Source organism: Dyadobacter sp. SG02 (assembly GCF_900109045.1).
GTDB lineage: Bacteria > Bacteroidota > Bacteroidia > Cytophagales > Spirosomataceae > Dyadobacter.
The window spans coordinates 245,837-266,511 of record NZ_FNYL01000007.1 but is presented as its reverse complement, the minus strand read 5'-3'; the positions used below and the strand labels follow the sequence as shown (position 1 = coordinate 266,511).

Here is a 20,675-nt window from a genome sequence, read left to right as displayed (position 1 = left end):
ATAAAAATTCTTATGAAAAGTCTTGAGATTGTAGGGTTTAAAAGAGCGAATCTCGGCAAGGTGGAATCACAAAACTTGCGCGCTCAGGGTTATGTTCCATCTGTGCTGTACGGAGGTAACGAACAAGTGCATTTCTATGCACCGACAATGTTGTTCCGTGAATTGCTTTTCACACCGGATATTTTTAACGTTACACTGAATATCGAAGGTACTTTGTACAATGCCGTTCTTCAGGAAACACAATACCACCCGGTCAACGATGCGCTAATCCACGCGGATTTTCTTCAGATCGTACCCGGAAAAGAAATTAAAGTTGAAGTACCTATTAAATTGACAGGTACATCCAGCGGGGTAATGAAAGGTGGTAAAATGAACCAAAAATTGCGTAAATTGCGCGTACAGGGTCTTGCGGATAATATCCCTGACTATGTAAATGTTGATGTAACTGAACTGGATTTAGGAAAATCTGTGAAGGTTGGTGCACTCAAAGCTGAAAATTTTGTTATATTGACAGCGGCAAGTAATCCGATCGCATCAGTTGAAATCCCACGTGCGCTTCGCGGTACACTTGGCAAGTAAGTATTTTATTTTTCATGGCTAATAGATGCAAACGTGCCGACCATTGGTCGGCATATTTGTTTATAGCCAGTTTAGTATTTGTTCTACCAAAACCTTATTGATCCGGACGTAACTCTCGTGTGTCCAGCCGCCAATGTGCGGTGTAAGCACCACACGGTTCGATGCTGTCAAATAGTCAAACACTTCCTGCTGTTCCGCCGTCAGTTTCCCGATCTTCTCATTTTCAAGTACATCCAGGCAGGCGCCTTTGATTTTACCGCTTTCCAATGCTTCGGTAACCGCCTTTAATTTCACCACTTCACCTCTGGATAAATTCAATAAATAAAATGGCTTGGCAAAAGCGCTGATAAATTCTTCATTTACCAGGTAACGGGTAATGTCGGTCAGCGGAATGTGCAGGCTCAGAACGTCGGCTTCTCGCTGGATTTCTTCGATCGTCGATTCCGTAGCGAATGCATCGCCGTAATGGTCACGGTACTTGTCATACGCAAGCACTTTGCAGCCGAAACCGCTCAGTCTCTTCGCAGTAGCCGAGCCATTGTTGCCATAGCCGATCAGGCCGACGGTTTTGCCCATCAGTTCCACTCCCCTATTGCCTTCGCGGTCCCAGATACCGTTTCGAACCTGTTGGTCGGCGCGGAGTATATTGTTGAAAAGTGCCAGCAGCATGCCTAATGCCTGTTCCGCAACGGCATCGCGGTTGCCGGTACCGGCATGAAATACCTCGATACTCAGTTCCTTCGCCACTTCCAGGTCGATCAGGTCCAAGCCCGCGCCCGCTCGTGCGATGAAGCGCAGATTCCGGGCATTTTCAAGCATTTCACGGTCGAGGAAGGTCTTGCTTCGGATCATGAGCCCGTCGTAACCGGGCAATGCGTTCTTTATGTCTTCTCTTTTGTATTCAGGATGGTAATCGTATTCCCACTTTTGCTCTTCCAGCATCTCGAATAATGAGTTATGCATGGAGTCTGCGATCAGGATTTTCATAGTAGCACGGGATTTTTTGTAACTTGCCGGTTGAACCGTTCGGCAAAAGTAATACAGAATTACGCAGGAGAACACATAGAACAGCATTTACCTACATGAGCGAACAACAGAGTGATAAGCCGGTTATCGGGGTCACAATAGGCGATTATAACGGCATTGGCCCGGAAGTAATCCTTAAAGCATTAGAGGGGAACCAGTTATCAAAATTGTGCACACCAATCATCTACGGCTCCCTGAGAGTACTGAACCAATACCGCAACCTGCTTGAAATGAAAGACTGGAACCTGCACGGTATCCAGAAAGTCGAGCAGGTCAACCATAAACTGACCAATGTAATCACCTGCTGGCACGACCATCAGACAGAAATACAACCCGGAAAGATCACCGCGGAAGCCGGACAGGGCTCATTTGCCTCGTTGAAGCGTGCTGTGGAAGACCTCAAAGAAGGAAAAATCCAGGCGCTCGTCACCGGCCCTATCAACAAGGATAATATCCAGAACGAAGATTTCAAATTCCCCGGCCACACCGAATTCCTCGCGGAAGCATTCGGCAAGGACGACGCGCTGATGTTCATGGTCGCGGGCGACCTGCGCGTGGGCGTGCTCACCGGCCATATGCCCCTGCAAAATGTGAAGGAGCATATTACCGCGGAAAAACTCTCGGCCAAGATCGAGCAGATTTTGCAGTCGTTGAAAGGGGATTTTGGTATAAAAAAACCTAAACTGGCTGTGCTGGGCCTGAACCCTCACGCGGGCGAGAACGGTTTGCTCGGATCGGAGGAAATCGAAATCATCCAGCCGGTGATCAAGCAATTTAAGGAAAAAGGCCACCTGGTAGTAGGCCCCTTCCCGGCCGACGGCTTCTTTGCGGCAGGTACTTACCGCCAATACGACGCCGTACTTGCTATGTACCACGACCAGGGCCTGATTCCATTTAAAACACTGGCATTCAACGAAGGCGTAAACTTTACCGCCGGACTTTCGGCCGTGCGCACCTCACCCGACCACGGCACAGCGTACAATATTGCCGGCAAAAACATCGCAGAACCCGGCTCTTTGCTCCAAGCGCTGTACCTGGCCTGTGATATATCGAGGTTCCGCATTTTCAACGCCGATATGGAGAAGAATGCATTGGTCTCGAAGCCACAACCATCCGAAAGCCAGCACCCGGCCAAGTCGGGCGGGAAGCAACGGTTCAACTAGGCCTGACGGCCGACCATGGGTTGTCTTCGACAACCGACCATAGACCGTAAACCATGGCACGATTAAGCAATATCATGGCCGATGTTTCATCGTCCATGGTCAAAAAATAAATTAACCTGTTCCACACCGGAACCAACGCACATCCTTATGTTAAAATCAATGACCGGATACGGTGTATCCAACATCGAATCCGAATCGATCAATGTCACGGTGGAAATCAAGACATTGAATTCCAAATTCCTGGATATTTACTGCCGCATACCGCGTAATTACTCCGAAAGGGAGATCGAAATCCGTAACCTCATTACCCAGTCGCTCGAACGCGGCAAGGTTGAATTTACACTGACTGTCCAGCCCGTGGGCAAGACAGTCGCCTCTACTTCGGTAAACAGACAGTTGGTGGGCGCCTATTATCAGGATTTGTCGCAAACCGCTACCGACCTGGGTTTCATGCCGGATTTCACCGAGCTCTTTCGCATCGCATTGCAGTTGCCGAATGCCTACAACAATGAAACGGTGGAGGACAGCAGCAAAGAGGACGACTGGGCGCAGATCAAGGTGGCCGTACTGGAAGCGTTGCGCAAATGCTCCGTTTTCCGCGAGCAGGAAGGCCGTATGACAGCCGATAAATTCGCCGAATACATCGATACCATTCAGAACCTGCTCAATCAGGTGGCGGAACAGGACAAAACCCGCATTCCGGCCGTCCGCGAACGCCTTGAAAAGCAGGTAAGGGAATTGCTGACCGACGATAACTTCGACCCGAACCGTTTCGAGCAGGAGCTGATCTATTATGTCGAAAAATTCGATATTTCGGAGGAGAAAATCCGTTTGGCCAACCACCTTACCTACTTCACCGAAACGATGAAAGCTTCCGAAAGCAACGGCAAGAAGCTCAATTTCATCGCGCAGGAAATCGGCCGGGAAATCAACACCATCGGCTCGAAAGCCAACGACGCTACGATCCAGCATTTGGTAGTACAAATGAAGGACGAGCTCGAAAAGATCAAAGAGCAAACGATGAACATTATCTGATGCCCGGAGAGCAACTCCCTCTTTCCTTTTTCTCGCAATACGATACCCGCACGCTCGCTCAGAAACTACTGGGCTGCGAGCTGGTGCACGAAAGCCCGGATGGCCTCACGAGCGGCATTATCGTCGAAACGGAGGCCTACTTGCAGGACGATCCCGCGTGCCACGCATTCAACCGCCGCACGGCACGTACCGAGCCGATGTTCGGCTTCGCCGGCACAGTGTATGTGTACCTCATTTACGGCATGTACCAATGCTTTAATATCGTGAGCAATGCGGAAGGTATCGGCGAAGCGGTGTTGATCCGTGCATTACAGCCCACGGCGGGCATCGAGCTCATGGAGATGCGGAGGCTTCTGCGGCCGGGAAAAACACAAATTACTTCATCGGCTGGCAAGGTCGCATTGAAAGAACTTTGCCGGGGCCCGGGCAAGCTGGTGCAGGCCATGGGCATCGAGCGCGATCTGCACAATGGTACTTTACTCTCCGGTGACGCATTATACGTTCGCCCGCAAGTAGCAGCAGCCGAGACGGTTATCGCCGGTCCGCGCGTAGGTATTAATGTAGGCCGCGAGCTTCCTTACAGATATTACATAAAAGACAATATTTTTGTAAGTAAAGGTTAACTAATCACGCCTTATTAGTCCAGCCTTCGACAACCCACTACGCACCTAACTATCAATAGATCAGTGCTATATGAATGAATTCTACAAACTAATTCTCCTCTTCTCGTTAGGATGCATTCTTTCTTTTAGCCAATGCACATCCACCGGCCAGGGAAATGCCGCAAGCAGAAATGCCGAAGTGGTGGAAGCCAAGCCGCAGGAGGGCTTTGCGGAAGACACGGTGCTTATCTACAAATACCACAAGCTTGCTTCCGAATACCTGTTTCAGGATGCTGAAAAGTCGATGTTTTATTCCAAACACGTACTGAGGCTTGCACAGAAACACCAATGGGGAAAAGGCAAGCTGCTTGCCTACAACGTACTGAGTACCTACTACTTGCTGGACGGCAGCTACGACGTTCTCAGGGAGCTATCCAATGAAACGATCACCCTTTCGAACCAACTGAACCTGCCGATGTTCACCGCCCACGGCAAACGTTTCCTGGGCGAGAGCTACTCCGAGTACCGCCAATGGGACTCTTCGCGGATCAATTACGAGCACGCCGTGCAGATTTTCACCCAATTGAAAGCCGACAGTTCGCTCGCATTGAGCATCGAAAACCTGGGAAATTGCTACCGCGAAAAAAGCAAGTATGATATCGCGAAAAAGCTTTATGATCAGTCCTATAAAATGTTCGACAAAATGAACTCCGACTGGGGACGTGCTGTCGTCCTCCAGAGCATCGGGTACATGTATGTGCGAACCGGCAATTACGCAGAGTCCGAAAAGTATTTTTTACAGAGCATTGCACTATTCCGCAAGATCCAGAACCGGTACGGCGAGCTGAACTGCCTGAACGACCTGGGTAATACCTATTATTACCAGAAAAAGTACGATAAGTCCATCGAAGCGGGGCTGCGCGCGTTGGCCTATTCCAAAATTTACCATTCGACCCAGCAGACCAACTGGGCGCTGGTAACGCTCTCCCGCGCCTACAAGGCCAAGGGAATGCATGATGTGGCCCTGGATTACAGCCAGGCCGTCAACTACACGCGCCGTATGATCCACGACGAAACGATCAAGAGGCAGTACACCATGTACCAGCTCATGTACGACAACAAGCTGATGGACTCCGAAATCCAGCAGAAAATTATCAACGAGCAGCGTACCGTACAACAGGTCCTGATCGGCTTTTCCTGTCTCGTGATCTTGTTCGCGATCTTCCTTTGGTTCAACAACAAAAAGCTCCGCAGGAAAAATGCAGAAATCCAGGCGGCTATGATCGAAGGGCAAACGATCGAGCGGAAACGCGTCGCCGCGGAGCTGCACGACCACCTCGGCGGAACACTGGCATCGCTAAACTGGTATTTATACGGGATCGATAAAAAAGTACTTTCCGCGGAAGAACAGAAGATCTACGAAAGCGTGCATCAGATGGTAGGCGCGGCTTACAAGGAGGTCAGGAGCCTTTCACACAACCTGATGCCGGCAGAGCTGGAAGAACACGGGCTGAGTATGGCGCTACACCGGCTGATCAGTAAATTGAACGAAAACAAGAATATCGCATTCCTTTTCAACCAGAAGGGAATGAATAACCGGCTCAACAACAAGATCGAGTTTGAGCTGTACAGCATTGTGCTGGAATTGACCAACAACATTATCAAACACTCCGGTGCGTCCGAAGCGGTAGTTGACCTGACCGAAAATGTCAAAACGATCGTCCTCGTGGTAAGTGATAACGGCAGCGGGATGATCGATCCCGACCGGCAGGGAGTCGGCCTGAGAAATATCAAAAGCCGCGTGGAAAGTCTGCACGGTAAAATACAGATTCACAGCGAGGCACAGAACGGCATCCGCGTCGAAATCGAGATCCCGAAAGTGATCATCAAGTGATTATTCCCGCTCATCGAGACTGTAACGGCACATTTGGTCGTTACCTCTTATAGAAAAGATTGAAGCACCCTCATGAATATTACCGAAAAAGCTCAGGAATTCATTACCGAGAGCCAAAACAGCCTGCACAACGGCTCCTTTGTAAAACTCTCGCTCGGAAACTACCACGGGACCGATGAAAGCCTGAAAAATATCTACATCAAAAAAGTCCTCATCAAAAAAGAGCCGCGACTGAGCCTTACCTACCGGCACAAAACGCGGGACATTACTAAAAATCACACGTTCGAAGAGGTTACCGAACTGTTGGGACAATGGCTGGGAAGCGATTTCCGCGTGGCCACTTTGCAGACGACCGATTCGGATATTCTTTTTGAAACACACCCCAGCGGCAAGACGACCCTGAAAAAAAAGGCTGTCGCAAACCGCGATACGCCGTCTTTGAGTCACGACAAGAACAAAAACCGGCTCATTTCACCCGATAACAAGGGCTACCTGTTCGACCTGAAAATCACCGACCAGCAGGGCAACGTCTTCCATAATGCGCAGGACAAATTCCGGCAGATCAACCATTACATCGACATTCTGAGCAGCCTGATCCGCGAAATCAATCCGGGGAATGCCGTAAAAGTCGCGGATATGGGATCGGGCAAGGGTTACCTCACATTTGCACTGTACGATTACCTCAAAAATGTATTGAATCTCGCCCCGGAAGTGACCGGTATCGAGTTCCGCGAAGACCTCGTGACCTTATGCAACCAAATCGCCCAAAATGCAGGGTTCGGAGGTTTGTCGTTCCGGGAAGGCACCATTGACCAATTCGATGCCACCGGCACTAACATCCTCATCGCGCTGCACGCCTGCGATACCGCTACCGACGACGCCATTTTCAAAGGCATTCAGGCAGAGTCAGATTTAATTGTAGTCGCGCCCTGCTGTCATAAACAAATCCGCAGACAAATCGAGCAGCATAAGGCGGAAAACGACGTCAGCTTCCTGACCCGGCACGGTATTTTCCTGGAAAGACAGGCGGAAATGGTAACCGATGGAATCCGCGCGCTGGTATTGGAATATTTCGGCTACAAAACGAAGGTCTTCGAATTCATTTCCGATGCGCACACGCCCAAAAACGTGCTGATCGTGGGAACCAAGGGTAACAAGAGCGAAAAATCGCAGGCTGCGGCGCTCGAAAAGATCCGGGAAGCCAAGCGGTTCTTTGGCATTGAATACCATCACCTTGAAAGATTGACGGGCATTTGAAGCCTCAAAAATGCCCCTTTTCCCGTCCTAATAGCTATATTTGCAACTTTTTGTGAACTCAATAATCGATTATGTGGAATAAAATAGCAGCTTACATCATCCGCTACCGGCTTTTGTGGGTTGCATTAGTGTTAGTATCGACGGTCTTCATGGCCTATGAAGCCAGCAAAATTGAACTCTCCTACAATTTCGCACGTATCCTGCCCTCCAACGACCCCGTAGAGAAAGAATACCAGGACTTCCGCAAGCTTTTCGGTGAAGACGGCAGCGTGATGGTGATCGGCTGGCAGGACCCGCAACTTTTCGAGCTCAACAAATTCCGCGACTGGTGTAAACTCTCCCAGCAAATTAAAGAGACCGAGGGGATCAAAACTGTGCTTTCGCTGGCGAATGTATACAAGATTACCCGCAACGACAGCCTCACCCGCTTCGATTTCTCCCCGGTTATCCGCGATATTCCCAATACCCAGGCCGAAACCGACAGCATTAAGAAAGAAATTGCCAACCTGCCTATCTACGAAGGGCTGGTACTTAACAGCAAAACCAATGCGACGCTCATTGTCATCACCTTCAACGATAAGGAGCTCAACTCCAAACGCCGCCTGACAATCGTCGACGATATCGAAAAAATGGCGGAAACCTTCGCCACCAAATACAATACCGATCTGCATTATTCCGGGATGCCTTACATCCGGACGGTGAATATGAAGAAGATCTCCGGCGAAATGGAGCTTTTCATGGGACTGGCCGTATTTGTGACGCTGCTCATTCTCTGGGCATTTTTCAGGTCGTTCCGGCTTACTTTGCTCTCCATTATAGTGGTATTGATCGGCGTGGTGTTTTCAGTGGGGATATTGCATTTATTTAACTACAAAATCACCGCATTAACCGGCCTCATCCCTCCCCTGCTCATCGTTATCGGCGTTCCCAACTGCGTGTTCCTGATTAACAAATACCAGGCTGAGCTCGTGCTGCATAACAACAAGGACGAGGCATTGCGTGAAATGATCCGGCAGATCGGGCTATCGACATTCCTTGCGAACATGACGACGGCCATCGGTTTCGGGGTGTTTTATTTCACAAATAGCATTTTGCTCGTGGAATTCGGCGTGGTTGCGGCGATCAGCGTGATGGTCACTTATGTGCTTTGCCTCGTGCTGCTCCCCATTACCTTGCATTACATGAGCACACCTAAGCCCCGCCATTTGAAACACCTTGAAGGAAAATGGGCGTTCGGGTTCCTGAGGATGGTGAACAACCTCGTGCATAACCGCAGGAAAGAGATTTACATCGTGATGGTGATCATGATTGTCGTCTCCGCATTTGGTATGACGAAGATCCAGACGATCGGTTATGTGGTGGACGATCTGCCCAAAAAGGATGTCGTTTATACCGATCTCCGTTTTTTTGAGAAGAACTTCAATGGCGTGCTGCCTTTCGAAGTGATGATCAATACCAAAAAGCCGAACGGTATTTTTGCCGACCAGGCCAAGACGCTCTATAAAATCAAGGCATTTCAAAACGAAATGTCCAAGTTTCCGGAATTCTCCAAACCTGTTTCCATCGTGGAGGCTTCGAAATTCCTCTACCAGGGCTACCGGGGCGGCGATTCGAAATATTATGCATTGCCCGGCGTATTGGAGCTGAACAAAATGACGCAGTACGTGCAAAGCCAGCAGGGCGCTGCCAAGCAACTGACCTCATTCGTCAACGAAGACAAGAGCGTTACCAGGGTCAGTTTCCAGATGGCCGACGTCGGTTCGGAGCGCATTAAGGAACTCATGAGCCGCATCCGCCCGAAAGTAGATTCGATTTTCAGCCCTGAACAATACAAAGTGAGCCTCACCGGCCACAGCCTCGTGTTCCTCAAAAGCAACGATTATTTGCTCAGCAATCTATACGAGAGCCTTTTGATTGCGATCGTCCTGATCGCGATCGTGGGTATGGCGCTTTTCCGTTCCATCCCCATTATCCTGCTTTCGAAACTGCCCTGCCTCATCCCGCTCGCGTTGACGGCCGGTATTATGGGTTATTTCGATATTTATTTCAAACCGACGACCATTCTGATTTTCAGCATTACTTTCGGTATTGCCTCGGACGGAACGGTTTACTTCCTGACGCGCTACCGCGAGGAGCTGTACAAAAAAGGCCTGACGCCTTCGAAAGCGGTGACGGCATCTATTTTCGGTACGGGTCTGAGTATGATTTACACGGCGGTGATCCTTTTTTGCGGATTTTCGATCTTCTCGGCGTCCAGCTTCGGCGGTACGGCTGCCATGGGGGTGATGGTATCGATTACCTTGCTGGTGGCGATGTGTACCAACCTGATCCTTTTACCCGCATTATTGCTTTCAATTGCCAAGCGGCAGGGAAAAAATGTGAAACCGAGCTAAATGGAGTTTAATGTTTATGAGTTTGAGTCCAAAGTTTACCTATGTTTACTTTAAACTCATAAACTCCTGTCACTCGATGAAAAAACTCTTTACAGCGCTGTCCCTTGCCATTACAGGGATGGCGCTTCCTGTTTCGGCCCAATCCGACTTCCAGGCCGACTCTGTCTTTATCCGCAAAATCTACGATACTGCCCTCGGAGAAGGGAAATCCTACGAATGGCTGCGACACCTCACCCAGCAGGTCGGACCGCGGCTGAGCGGCTCGGACGGCGCTTCGAAGGCAGTTGCGTATACCAAATCGGTGATGGAAGGCGAGCATTTCGACAATGTGTTCCTGCAAAATGTGATAGTCCCGCATTGGATACGCGGCGCGAAGGAGAAGGCGCAGATCATCCATGGTAAACAGAAAACAGAGGTAACCATTGCGGCATTAGGAGGTTCCATTGCCACGCCGAAAGGCGGTATCAAGGCGAAAGTGATCGAGGTGAAGAGCTTCCAGCAGCTCCGCGACCTGGGTACCGAAAAAGTGAAAGGTAAAATCGTGTTTTTCAACCGGCCGATGGACCCGACCAAAATCAATACTTTCGAAGCCTACGCCGGTGCGGTAGAGCAACGCGCCGCAGGCGCGAGCGAGGCGGCGAAATTGGGCGCCATAGGCTCCATTACCCGCTCGATGACGACGCGATCGGACGATTTCCCGCACACAGGCAGCATGCGCTACGCGAGCGGTGCACCCATGATCCCGGCAGCGGCCATCAGTACCAATGGTGCGGAACTGCTCAGCAAAGCATTACAGGCCAATCCTGAAACAGAATTCTATTTCGAGCAAAGTTGCGAGACGCTCCCCGACGCTCCCTCCCATAACGTGGTTGGCGAGTTGAAAGGAAAAACAAATCCGGCCAAATACATTGCCGTCGGCGGTCACCTCGATTCGTGGGACTTCGCGGAGGGCGCGCATGACGATGGCTCCGGTTGCGTGCAGGCCATCGAGGCTGTCCGCATTCTAAAAGCATTGGGTTACCAGCCTAACAATACGCTGCGGGCGGTGATGTTTATGAATGAGGAGAATGGCATGAAGGGCGGTGTTACCTATGCGGATTCTGCTAAATCGAGGAAGGAAACGCATATCGCGGCTATTGAATCGGATCACGGCGGGTTTTCGCCGCGCGGTTTCGGGATTGTGGGTACGGCAGCGCAGAAGGCTAAAATCCAGGAATGGGGAAAGCTGTTTGCGGCCTATGGTGTGCATGAGCTCGGACCGGGCGGCGGCGGCGCGGATATCGGGCCGCTGGCGCAACAGGGAACCGTGCTGCTCGGGCTGATGCCGGATACACAGCGGTATTTTGACTACCACCATGCCGCTAATGATAAATTTGAGGCTGTCAGCAAGCGGGAATTGGAACTGGGGGCTGCCGCTATGGCTTCGATGCTGTACCTTATCGACAAATATGGCTTTTAGGCCATCCCTTTTCGGAGAGTAAGGGGACTTTTGGTCCCCTTACCTATTCCATTTTTTCGAAAGTTTTTTCCATCCATTCTTCCGGGATGTCGTCGAGGGCTTGTTTGAGCTTTTCGGCCCATATCCTCGATATTTCTTCCATATCCTTCTGCTCGTAGCGGTGTTCGGCTATGGCGAAACTGTCCTTTTTGTATAACACCACATCGATCGGAAAGTCTACGTCATTATTGCTCACGCGCGTGGAGTCGAATGACAAAAAACCTGCTTTCAGCGCCTGCTTCATGGTCGAGTTTTCGTTCAGTACGCGGTTCAATATGGCTTTTCCCTGACCGGAATTGCCGATGATCACATAAGGCGAACCTTCGTCGAGCTCCACCCAGTTACCTTCCGAATAGAGCAGGAACAGTTTATGGTCCTTGTCGTCTTTCAGCTGGCCACCCACGATGGTGTTCAGATTGAATTTAAGGCCGGCCCTTTCGAGGCTCGCTTTATCTTCCTCCGCCACCCGTTTGATTTGCTCGCCAAATGCGTTTACCGCCTTGTAAAGCTTATTGTAAACGACGCCTTCGCTAATCAGGTCTTCAAAATAATGTACTGCCTTGTCGCGTACAGATCGCAACCCGCTGGTCATGATGAACATCGAATAGTTATCCTGCTGGGTTACGTACATTTTCTTTTTCGTTGTCGTATTGGTGCCTGCGGTGATGCGCGTGTCGGCCAGGGCAACGAGGCCCTCTTTTACTTTTATTCCTAAGCAATAAGTCATTTTTCTACACTTTGTACCAGCCCAAAAATACCAAATCACATCCTTAACATCACAACAAATCCCTTTTTCATCGATATTTAGGACAAAACAAGTCCACACCACCGCCATGATTCACACCATTCACCTGTTCGAAGAACTCGACGAACACCTCATTGACTTACTAAAATCCCTCACCCCCGAAGAGTGGGAAAAGCCGACCGTTGCACGCCTGTGGAAGGTACGCGACGTGGCCGCGCATTTGCTCGACGGCAACATCCGCGACATTTCGATGTACCGCGACGGCCATTTCACGGCGCCCGACCGGGAAATCAACAGTTATGATGATCTGGTAGCCTATTTAAACCGGTTGAATGCAGATTGGGTAAATGCGTCGAAACGAATGAGCCCCGCCCTGCTCACCGAACTCATCGAAAGCACCGGAAAGCAATATACCGTCATCATGCAGCAGCAGGACCTCGAAGCGGACGCTATTTTCTCCGTTTCCTGGGCAGGTGAAGCCGTTTCCAAAAACTGGTTCCACATCGCCCGCGAATACACCGAAAAGTGGCATCACCAGCAGCAGATCCGCGACGCTGTCGGCAAGCCCGGCATTATGACGCCCCGGCTTTTCCGCCCGCTCATCGAAACCTTCCTGCGCGGACTCCCGCATACGTACAGGCACACGCAGGCGCCCACAGGCACAGCTGTGCGTATAGGTATCGTGCTCGACGAAACCTTCGAATGGTTTTTAATTAAAACAGAAAATGGATGGCTGCTCACTGAAACTTCCGAAAACGCTCCGGAAGCCTCGCTAACCTTCGATGCCGACACCGCCTGGAAGCTTTTTACCAAAGCCATTAAACCGGACGAGGCATTGCCAAAGGCACATTTAACGGGAAATAAAGAACTTGCAGGCATTACATTAAACCTAATCGCAGTCATGGCCTGAGCTAATTTTACATTATTTCAATCCAAAACCCTCCGTAAAACGGTATATCAGGCATGAAACTGTTTCAAATTGCTATCCTGATCTCCATGTTGTCCTGCGGCGGCAGCCCGGGTCCTTCGCCTGCCGCGCCCGAGCCGGTCGATGAAAGCGGTAAGCCGCAGTACCTCGCGCTGGGCGATTCCTACACGATCGGGCAGGGTGTGTCCGTGGACGACCGCTGGCCATTTCGAGGCAGGCTTTGACCGATCCGATGATGATTGCCGACGACCATCTGCATTTCTCCGGAAAAATGTACAGGCTCTGGGTCGACGAGGCATTACCACAGGTGAAACGGTTGTTTTGAAAACTAAAAACCTCCGCTGCATGCCCAGCGGAGGTTTATGTACTATTATTCCAAAATTCTAATAACCTTATTTCAAGCTTCCTGCAATGCTTTCAGGCGGAAGACGAGCCCGTCCATTTCCTCGGACGGCCGTAGCTGGCACGAGAGCCTGCTGTTGCTGTCGGCATTCGGCAGTGTGTCGAGCGTGTCGAGTTCCTGGTCGTTGGAGTCCGGCAGTTTTTCCTTGCCTTCGAGGACTTCTATATGGCAGGTCGCGCAGAGGGCCATGCCGCCGCAGGTTGCCTGGATGTCGTATTCGTATGCTTTGAGCAGTTCCATCAGGTTGAAACCCATATCTGTGGGTATTTCCAACGCCTGACGTTCTCCTAAATCGTTCTCTATGAATATATTGATCATGGCTAAAATGGATTGACACCGTTCACAGTGGTGTATTTGAAACTCAATTTCTGATCCGGGTAAACGTACTTGAATGCGCTCTGCATCATGATGGCCGCTTCATGGAAACCGCACAAAATGAGTTTCAGCTTGCCCGGATAGGTGTTGATGTCGCCAATAGCATAGATGCGTTCGACGTTGGTCGAGTAATCGAAGGTATCCACGATCACCGCGGATTTCTCTACGCCCAGGTTCCAGTCGGCAATGGGGCCGAGTTTGGGACTGAGGCCAAAAAGCGGGATAAAATCGTCCGTAGGAATGGTGAAGACCGACTTGTCATTGCCCAGAATGGAGACTTCTTTGAGCACGCCATTACCACCCAGCTTGTTCACCTGCGCTTGAAGTACGAGGTCGATTTTGCCTTTACCGGCCAGGTCGTATACCTTTTCTGCCGAATCCGGCGCACCGCGGAAGGTATCGCCCCGGTGCACGAGCGTCACGCGGGAAGCGACATCTGCCAGGAAGATCGTCCAGTCGAGCGCGGAATCGCCGCCTCCGGCAAGTACCACATTCCGTCCGCGGAACTGCTCCGGCTTTTTCACCATATAATGCACCCCTTTGCCTTCGAAGTATTCCAGCTGCTCCACCGCCGGCTTGCGCGGCTCGAAACTGCCGAGGCCTGCGGCGATCACCACCACCTGGCAATGCACATCGGTACCTTCGTTGGTACGGACAATGTAACTGCCGTCGTCCTGCTTTTCGAGCGCTTCAACCCGCTCGCCCAATGTGAACCCGGGTTTGAACTCCTCGATCTGCTTCATGAGGTTGTTTACCAAATCTTCGGCGATGATGGCCGGGGCGCCGGGAATGTCGTAGATTGGTTTTTGGGGATAAATTTCAGCAAGCTGGCCGCCTACCACAGGCAGGGCGTCGATGAGGTGGCAACGCATTTTGAGCAGTCCGGCTTCGAAAACCGCGAAGAGCCCTACTGGCCCCGCTCCGATAATGCAAATGTCTGTGTGGATCATAATTCAATGTGAATGAGAATTTTGGAAAACTTTGATGTTCCAAAAGTAGCCCTCATTCCCATCGTACGCCAATCACAATTGGTTATCCGCTATAACCAAAAGTTATGGGTTCAACTTTCCGTGATCATAAATTGCAGCATATCAGGCAGTATTTCAATCTCTACTTCCACCGGTTTCTCGATTTTAAGCCGCTCGTCATCGGCATGGACGTCTTTTCCGTCCCAGAACACCTTTACCTTCTTCGCGCGAATGGTCGAAAAACTGAATTCTTTGTCCTCGTCATTGATGCGGCTGAGCAAAAACGATTCGAATTTGTTACGGCTCCCTTCCGACACCATCACCACATCGAGCAGGCCGTCGCCCGGGTCGGCGTCACCCGCGAGCACCAGGTTGGGCCCCATGGAGCGGATATTCATGATTTCCACCATAATATAATTACCCGAATGCTCGACGCCGTCGGCCACGATCGTGCATGGCCGGGCCTCATAGCTTTGCACGATTTCAAGCAGCACCGCACGCGCCGCTTTCAGCTTTTCTTCTGCGGTGTCGCCGATATCGCTCTCTATTTTATCCATTACCTTCATCAGGCGCGGAAAGATGCCGTAACCGAATGCTTCAAGGATGAAAAGATCTTCGCCTACGCCATGTACGCGACCGATATCGAACGGTTGTAGCTTGTAATGATGCCAATGCGGAATAATATCCTTCGGGTGCCCCTCGATCTGCAATGCGGTCGCGATGTTGTTGGCGGTACCGTGTGGCAACAGGGCCAGCGGATATTGCTTATCGAGCCGTTTACGCTTCATGAGCGCTTTGGCCGCCCGCCGCACGGTGCCGTCGCCACCGGCTACGATCAGGAAATCGGTGTCGTTTTCGAAATTATCCCAACCTTCCTCCTTCACCGAGGCATAGGCGCAATCGAAACCTTCTTTTTCAATCAGTTTGACCAGCTCTTTTTTGGAAAAATCATTATCACCGGCTGTCGGGTTGTGCAATAGGGTCGTTTTTTTCATATCAGGATGTATAGCATAATCCCGGTTTTATAAAAAACATACCAGGCATAATTTTATTAACAACCACCTGAAAACGCTATACGTTATGAAAATCCTGGTAACGAACGACGACGGAATATACAGCCCGGGCATTGCGGCGCTTGCCAAAATCGCCTCGCGGTTCGGGGAAGTGAAAATCGTGGCGCCCGATGTGGAGCAATCCTCTATGGGTCATGCCATTACGGCCTCCCGGCCACTTTCCTATAAAAAATCACCCATTGAATTCGAGGGCATCGATGCCTACCGCGTGAACGGCACACCGGCCGACTGCGTGGCATTAGGGCAACACCTCTGGGACAAACCCGACGTGGTGCTTTCAGGGATCAACATGGGGCCGAACCTGGGGAATGCGATGTGGCATTCGGGCACACTCGCCGCAGCCAAGCAAGCGGTGCTTTTCGGAATCAAAGGCATTGCATTGAGCACGCCCACCGACGTGGAACCCGATTTTGTAAAACTCGACCCATTTGTAGAAAAGGCATTGCAGCTGCTTTTCGAAAACCCACATTTAAATCTGGTGAATGTCAACTTCCCGCACGATCCCAAAGGCGTGCGCTGGACGCGGCAATCGGTGCGGCTGTACGACAACAACATCGTTCCCGCCCTCGACCCGATGGGCCGGAAGCACTACTGGTTTACCGTGGTACCCCTGGAACCCGCCGAGGAAGGTACCGACCGCTGGGCCATTGAAAACCATTTCGTCTCCATCACGCCCCTCCGCCTAGACCTCACCAACGAAGCCGAACTGGTAAAAGCGCAGCTGGCGTATCCTATTACATAAGTAAATGCGACGACGCTGTGCCTTTTAAAAGTGATAGTGTGTTTTAAAATTATTTACGATACGTTCCTTCTATTACCCCCGATCCCGCGCCTTAACCCGGTGCGGGATTCCTTTTTGTTCAAGTCTTTTGCAAATACATTAAGGGGTAGAATGGGTAAAATGCAGTCTTATCCCCAAGACAGACGTATTTTTATCAATTCCTGAATCCAAGAAATCAGTTTTTCCCCATCATGAAACAAACCAATATTGGCAACTATCGCTGGGTTATTTGCGCATTACTCTTCTTTGCAACCACCATCAACTACATCGACAGACAGATTCTTGGATTACTAAAACCCACCCTCGAAACAGAATTCAACTGGACTGAAACCGACTATGCGAACATCGTAATGGTTTTCGCGGGCTGCTATGCGGCGGGTTACATCGTCTTCGGTAATATAATCGACAAGATCGGTTCGAAATTGGGTTATGCCATTTCTATTATCATATGGAGTATTGCCGCTGTGGCGCATGCGTTTGTCAAAAGTACTTTCGGCTTCGGTGCCGTCCGCGCGGTATTGGGGCTTGGCGAGGCTGGTAACTTTCCTGCGGCGGTCAAAGCGACAGCCGAATGGTTTCCCAAACGCGAACGCGCGCTCGCAACGGGTATTTTCAACTCCGGTACCAGCATCGGTGCCGTAGCCGCGCCTATTCTGGTGCCTTGGCTTTTAGCTACTTACAGCTGGCAGGGCGCTTTTCTGATCACTGGCGCAATTGGTTTTATCTGGCTGATATTCTGGTGGTTGATGTACGAAATCCCTTCACGCCATAAGAAAGTAGGCCCGGAAGAATATGCATTCATCCACAGCGACAACGAAGCCGGCGATGGAGAGAACCAGAAAACCATCCACTGGACCAAGCTCGTCAGCTTGCCGCAAACATGGGTATTCATTATAGGTAAATTCCTCACCGACCCCGTGTGGTGGTTCTTCCTGTTCTGGCTGCCTTCCTATTTTGCTACCACATTCGCACTCGATCTTAAAAAACCCAGCATGCATTTGGCCATCGTTTACACGGCGACCACATTCGGCAGCATTGGCGGCGGTTATTTGTCATCTTATCTGATCAAAAAAGGCTGGGCGCCGCTCCGGGCGCGTAAAACCACCTTGCTCGTGATGGCATTCGCCGTCATGCCGATCATTCTTGCCCAATTCGCAACGGATATCTGGACGGTCGTAGGCATTATCGCCATTGCCACGGCGGCGCACCAGGCTTGGAGCGCGAATATTTTCACGATCGTCTCCGACATTTTCCCGAAACGCGCCGTTAGCTCGGTCGTAGGCATCGGCGGTATGGCCGGTTCACTGGGTTCGACATTCTTCCCGTTGCTCGTGGGCGCATTGCTCGACCATTACAAGGGAATCGGCAACATCGGCGCGGGCTACAACATCCTGTTCATTGTGTGCGGGCTGGCCTACATTGTCGCCTGGCTCGCCATTCATTTCCTGACCAGCCGCATGAAACCGGTGGAGGAATCGTTATAAACAACTGATTGACCCAAAAATTACCATAGCTGTTAATTTGCTAGCATAGCATTCTGATGAAGAAGTACCGTTATCCCCTATTGATTCTGGCGGTTTCGACTCTGTTGGTATATTGTAAAACCAACAAACAAACCACCCAGCAAACCGCCTCTTCCGCTGCTACCACCGTTGCGAAAGAAGAAAAACCCGCCCAGACACCCGGAAAGTCGCCTTTCATACCCGCATCCGAAACCATCGGCAAAATGGTGATCGAGGATGGTTTTGAAGTCAAACTCGTTGCTTCCGAGCCGCTTGTAAGCGCGCCTGTGGCCATGCAGTTCGACGACAAAGCCCGAATGTGGGTCGTGGAAATGGTTGGTTACATGCCCGACACCATCGGTACCGGCGAGGATATCCGCAACGGTAACATCGTGATCCTCGACGACAAGAACAAGGACGGCGTGTACGACGACCGCAAAGTGGTGATCGACTCGCTCGTGCTCCCACGCGCGATATGCCTGATTGAGAACGGCATCCTCGTAGCCGAGCCGACCAATCTTTGGTTTTATGAACTGAAAAACGACCAGGTCGTTAAAAAAACGCTTGTAGACCCTAAATACACCGAGGGCGGCAACGTGGAGCACCAGCCAAACGGCCTCCTCCGCGCAATGGACAACTGGATTTACAATGCCAAATCCGACAAACGCTACCGGCATATAGGGGGCAAATGGGTGATCGAACATACGCATTTCCGTGGTCAATGGGGCATTTGCCAGGACAACTACGGCCGGCTTTATTACAACAACAATTCCCAGAACCTGCTCGGCGATTACTTCCCGGCCGGCCTCGGCGCGTGGAACAAAAACCAGCGAGGTGTGGCAGGCTACAATGAAAAGTCGGTGGCGAACAACAAAGTGTACCCGCTCCACCCCACACCGGGCGTGAACCGCGGCTATATGAAGAATGTCCTCGACGACAGCCTCCGCCTGAACGAATTTACAGCAGCTGCGGGGCCGGTGATCTACCGGGGTGATCTGTTCGGCAAGAGTTACGAATTCAATGCATTCGTGCCGGAACCTTCCGCTAACCTCATCAAACGCGATTTCCTGAATGAAAAAGGCTATGTGGTCAAAGGCGATATCGCTTACAAAGGCAAGGAGTTCCTCGCCAGCACCGACGAGCGCTTCCGTCCGGTAAGCCTTTACAATGCCCCCGACGGCAGCATGTTCGTGCTCGACATGTACCGCGGCATTATCCAGCACAAAACCTACCTGACACCCTACCTGAAAGACCAGATCGGCAAACGCGCCCTTACCCAGCCACTGTCGGCGGGCCGCATTTACAAGATCGTTCCCAAAGGCTCGCAACCCAGGCCGGTAACAATTCCGGACGGCGCACAGGAACTGGTGAAGCTGCTCGGCCACCCGAACGGCTGGGTACGCGACCGCGCGCAGCAAAAACTGATCGACGGTAAATACAACCAGACCGTGCCCGCGCTTCGGGAAGCTGTTAAACAAACCGCCGACCCATTGCTGGCCATCCACGCATTGTGGACGCTCGAAGGTTTGAACGCTTTGAAACCGGAGGAAGCGCTGAGCTGGATTCGCCAGTCCGCCTGGACTTTCCGTGCACAAGGGCTTTACGCATCGACTGCTGTGATCACTCCGACGTCCTACCAGCAGTTTGCCACGGCATTCGACGGCATCGTCGATTCCGGCGACACCCTGGCGGCACCTTACATTGCCCTCCTTGCCAAAAGCATCGAGAAATTCGACCAGAACGCATCCCGCGGCCTGCTGAACAAGCTCGCTGCCAAATATCCGAACAATCGCTACGTATCCGACGCCATTATCAGCAACTTGCAGGATCAGGAAGAAGCATTCCAGGGCGCTATTTCGGCGTCGGTATCCGATCAAAATGCATTGCTCAACAAGCAATTGACCCGTGTGGTAACGGCTGTCCGCAGCGCGCAAGGCAACCGCAACCCCGAAATGCTGAAAAAAGAATTTCCTAAGGGCGAAGCATTGTTCACCTCCATATGCCAAACCTGCCACGGTGCCGATGGCGGCGGCGTGAAATCGCTCGCACCGCCGTTGAACCAGTCGGAATGGGTGACCGGCAACAAGGATAAACTCATCTCCATTGTCCTTTTCGGCCTGACGGGCCCGGTAAAAGTGAACGGCCACGTGTACCAGACGCCCGAAGTAAGCGGCGATATGCCCGGCATAGGCTACGACAAGGACATGCCCAACGAAGACATTGCCCAGCTATTAAGCTTCATCCGCCGCTCGTGGCGCAACAATGCCGACAAGGTTACCACCGAAGAAGTAACCAAAGTTCGCACCAAGCTCACCGGTCGCGAAAAAGCATTCACCGAATCCGAGCTGAACGGCATTTGATGGCATGTTGTTGATTTTGAATAAAAGACGCCTCGAAAGGGGCGTCTTTTTTCGTGCATTACCTGCATAATGCAGGCTGCAAGCCTGCCAGAT

18 protein-coding genes are annotated in these 20,675 nt (G+C 51.2%); 13 read left to right on the top strand and 5 right to left on the bottom strand.

The genetic code is table 11. From position 1 onward, the window contains the following. The first annotated feature begins 12 nt into the window (after window positions 1-12). A complete protein-coding gene (locus BMW93_RS18420) occupies window positions 13-579 on the top strand; it encodes a 50S ribosomal protein L25/general stress protein Ctc (RefSeq protein ID WP_090379480.1) in 567 nt (188 codons plus the stop codon). Between the two features lie 60 nt (window positions 580-639). Here BMW93_RS18420 and BMW93_RS18415 read toward each other — a convergent pair whose 3' ends face one another. Further along, the gene (locus BMW93_RS18415; RefSeq protein ID WP_090379477.1) at window positions 640-1,653 is read right to left on the bottom strand and encodes a 2-hydroxyacid dehydrogenase; all 1,014 of its coding nucleotides are present in this window, start codon (window positions 1,651-1,653) and stop codon (window positions 640-642) included. 8 nt (window positions 1,654-1,661) lie between these two features. Here BMW93_RS18415 and pdxA point away from each other — a divergent pair, with 8 nt between their 5' ends. The 7 genes from pdxA to BMW93_RS18380 all read left to right on the top strand — a co-directional run bounded on the left by pdxA (window position 1,662) and on the right by BMW93_RS18380 (window position 11,408). Then, a complete protein-coding gene (gene pdxA, locus BMW93_RS18410; protein WP_090379473.1) occupies window positions 1,662-2,768 on the top strand; it encodes a 4-hydroxythreonine-4-phosphate dehydrogenase PdxA in 1,107 nt (368 codons plus the stop codon). Window positions 2,769-2,915: 147 nt separating this feature from the next. Further along, complete coding sequence (locus tag BMW93_RS18405; protein ID WP_090379470.1) at window positions 2,916-3,803, top strand: YicC/YloC family endoribonuclease; 888 nt, start codon at window positions 2,916-2,918, stop codon at window positions 3,801-3,803. Next, window positions 3,803-4,426 carry a DNA-3-methyladenine glycosylase gene (locus tag BMW93_RS18400; RefSeq protein ID WP_090379467.1) on the top strand — a complete coding sequence of 208 codons (624 nt, stop codon included), beginning with the start codon at window positions 3,803-3,805 and terminating at the stop codon, window positions 4,424-4,426. Before BMW93_RS18405 ends, BMW93_RS18400 begins: the two co-directional genes overlap by 1 nt. Before the next feature lie 70 nt (window positions 4,427-4,496). Beyond that, complete coding sequence (locus BMW93_RS18395) at window positions 4,497-6,299, top strand: sensor histidine kinase (protein WP_090379464.1); 1,803 nt, start codon at window positions 4,497-4,499, stop codon at window positions 6,297-6,299. A gap of 72 nt (window positions 6,300-6,371) precedes the next feature. Then, window positions 6,372-7,556 (top strand): SAM-dependent methyltransferase, encoded by a 1,185-nt coding sequence (locus BMW93_RS18390; RefSeq protein ID WP_090379461.1) that lies wholly within the window; start codon window positions 6,372-6,374, stop codon window positions 7,554-7,556. 71 nt (window positions 7,557-7,627) lie between these two features. Continuing rightward, a complete protein-coding gene (locus BMW93_RS18385; RefSeq protein ID WP_090379459.1) occupies window positions 7,628-9,949 on the top strand; it encodes an RND family transporter in 2,322 nt (773 codons plus the stop codon). Window positions 9,950-10,025: 76 nt separating this feature from the next. After that, entirely contained in the window at window positions 10,026-11,408 is a 1,383-nt protein-coding gene (locus tag BMW93_RS18380; protein WP_090379456.1) for a M28 family peptidase, read from the top strand. A 43-nt stretch (window positions 11,409-11,451) separates the two neighbouring features. Here BMW93_RS18380 and BMW93_RS18375 read toward each other — a convergent pair whose 3' ends face one another. Next, window positions 11,452-12,174, bottom strand: coding sequence for a peptidase (locus BMW93_RS18375; RefSeq protein ID WP_090379453.1), 723 nt, complete (start codon window positions 12,172-12,174; stop codon window positions 11,452-11,454). Window positions 12,175-12,280: 106 nt separating this feature from the next. On the opposite strand from BMW93_RS18375, the gene BMW93_RS18370 reads away from it, so the two are divergent. After that, the gene (locus BMW93_RS18370; RefSeq protein WP_090379450.1) at window positions 12,281-13,102 is read left to right on the top strand and encodes a maleylpyruvate isomerase N-terminal domain-containing protein; all 822 of its coding nucleotides are present in this window, start codon (window positions 12,281-12,283) and stop codon (window positions 13,100-13,102) included. Window positions 13,103-13,155: 53 nt separating this feature from the next. Continuing rightward, on the top strand, window positions 13,156-13,344 hold the full coding sequence (locus BMW93_RS35855) for a hypothetical protein (RefSeq protein ID WP_229240572.1): 189 nt from the start codon (window positions 13,156-13,158) through the stop codon (window positions 13,342-13,344). A gap of 173 nt (window positions 13,345-13,517) precedes the next feature. Here BMW93_RS35855 and BMW93_RS18360 read toward each other — a convergent pair whose 3' ends face one another. The 3 genes from BMW93_RS18360 to BMW93_RS18350 all read right to left on the bottom strand — a co-directional run bounded on the left by BMW93_RS18360 (window position 13,518) and on the right by BMW93_RS18350 (window position 15,861). Continuing rightward, complete coding sequence (locus BMW93_RS18360) at window positions 13,518-13,841, bottom strand: 2Fe-2S iron-sulfur cluster-binding protein (RefSeq protein WP_090379447.1); 324 nt, start codon at window positions 13,839-13,841, stop codon at window positions 13,518-13,520. A gap of 2 nt (window positions 13,842-13,843) precedes the next feature. Next, complete coding sequence (locus BMW93_RS18355) at window positions 13,844-14,848, bottom strand: NAD(P)/FAD-dependent oxidoreductase (protein ID WP_090379445.1); 1,005 nt, start codon at window positions 14,846-14,848, stop codon at window positions 13,844-13,846. Window positions 14,849-14,958: 110 nt separating this feature from the next. Then, window positions 14,959-15,861 (bottom strand): diacylglycerol kinase family protein, encoded by a 903-nt coding sequence (locus tag BMW93_RS18350; RefSeq protein ID WP_090379441.1) that lies wholly within the window; start codon window positions 15,859-15,861, stop codon window positions 14,959-14,961. An 85-nt stretch (window positions 15,862-15,946) separates the two neighbouring features. Between BMW93_RS18350 and surE the strand changes: the two genes are divergently transcribed. The 3 genes from surE (at window position 15,947) to BMW93_RS18335 (ending at window position 20,582) form a co-directional block, all read left to right on the top strand. Then, window positions 15,947-16,681 (top strand): 5'/3'-nucleotidase SurE, encoded by a 735-nt coding sequence (gene surE, locus BMW93_RS18345; RefSeq protein ID WP_090379438.1) that lies wholly within the window; start codon window positions 15,947-15,949, stop codon window positions 16,679-16,681. A 230-nt stretch (window positions 16,682-16,911) separates the two neighbouring features. Beyond that, window positions 16,912-18,204, top strand: coding sequence for an MFS transporter (locus tag BMW93_RS18340; RefSeq protein ID WP_090379437.1), 1,293 nt, complete (start codon window positions 16,912-16,914; stop codon window positions 18,202-18,204). Window positions 18,205-18,260: 56 nt separating this feature from the next. After that, a complete protein-coding gene (locus BMW93_RS18335; RefSeq protein ID WP_090379434.1) occupies window positions 18,261-20,582 on the top strand; it encodes a c-type cytochrome in 2,322 nt (773 codons plus the stop codon). Window positions 20,583-20,675: the final 93 nt, after the last annotated feature.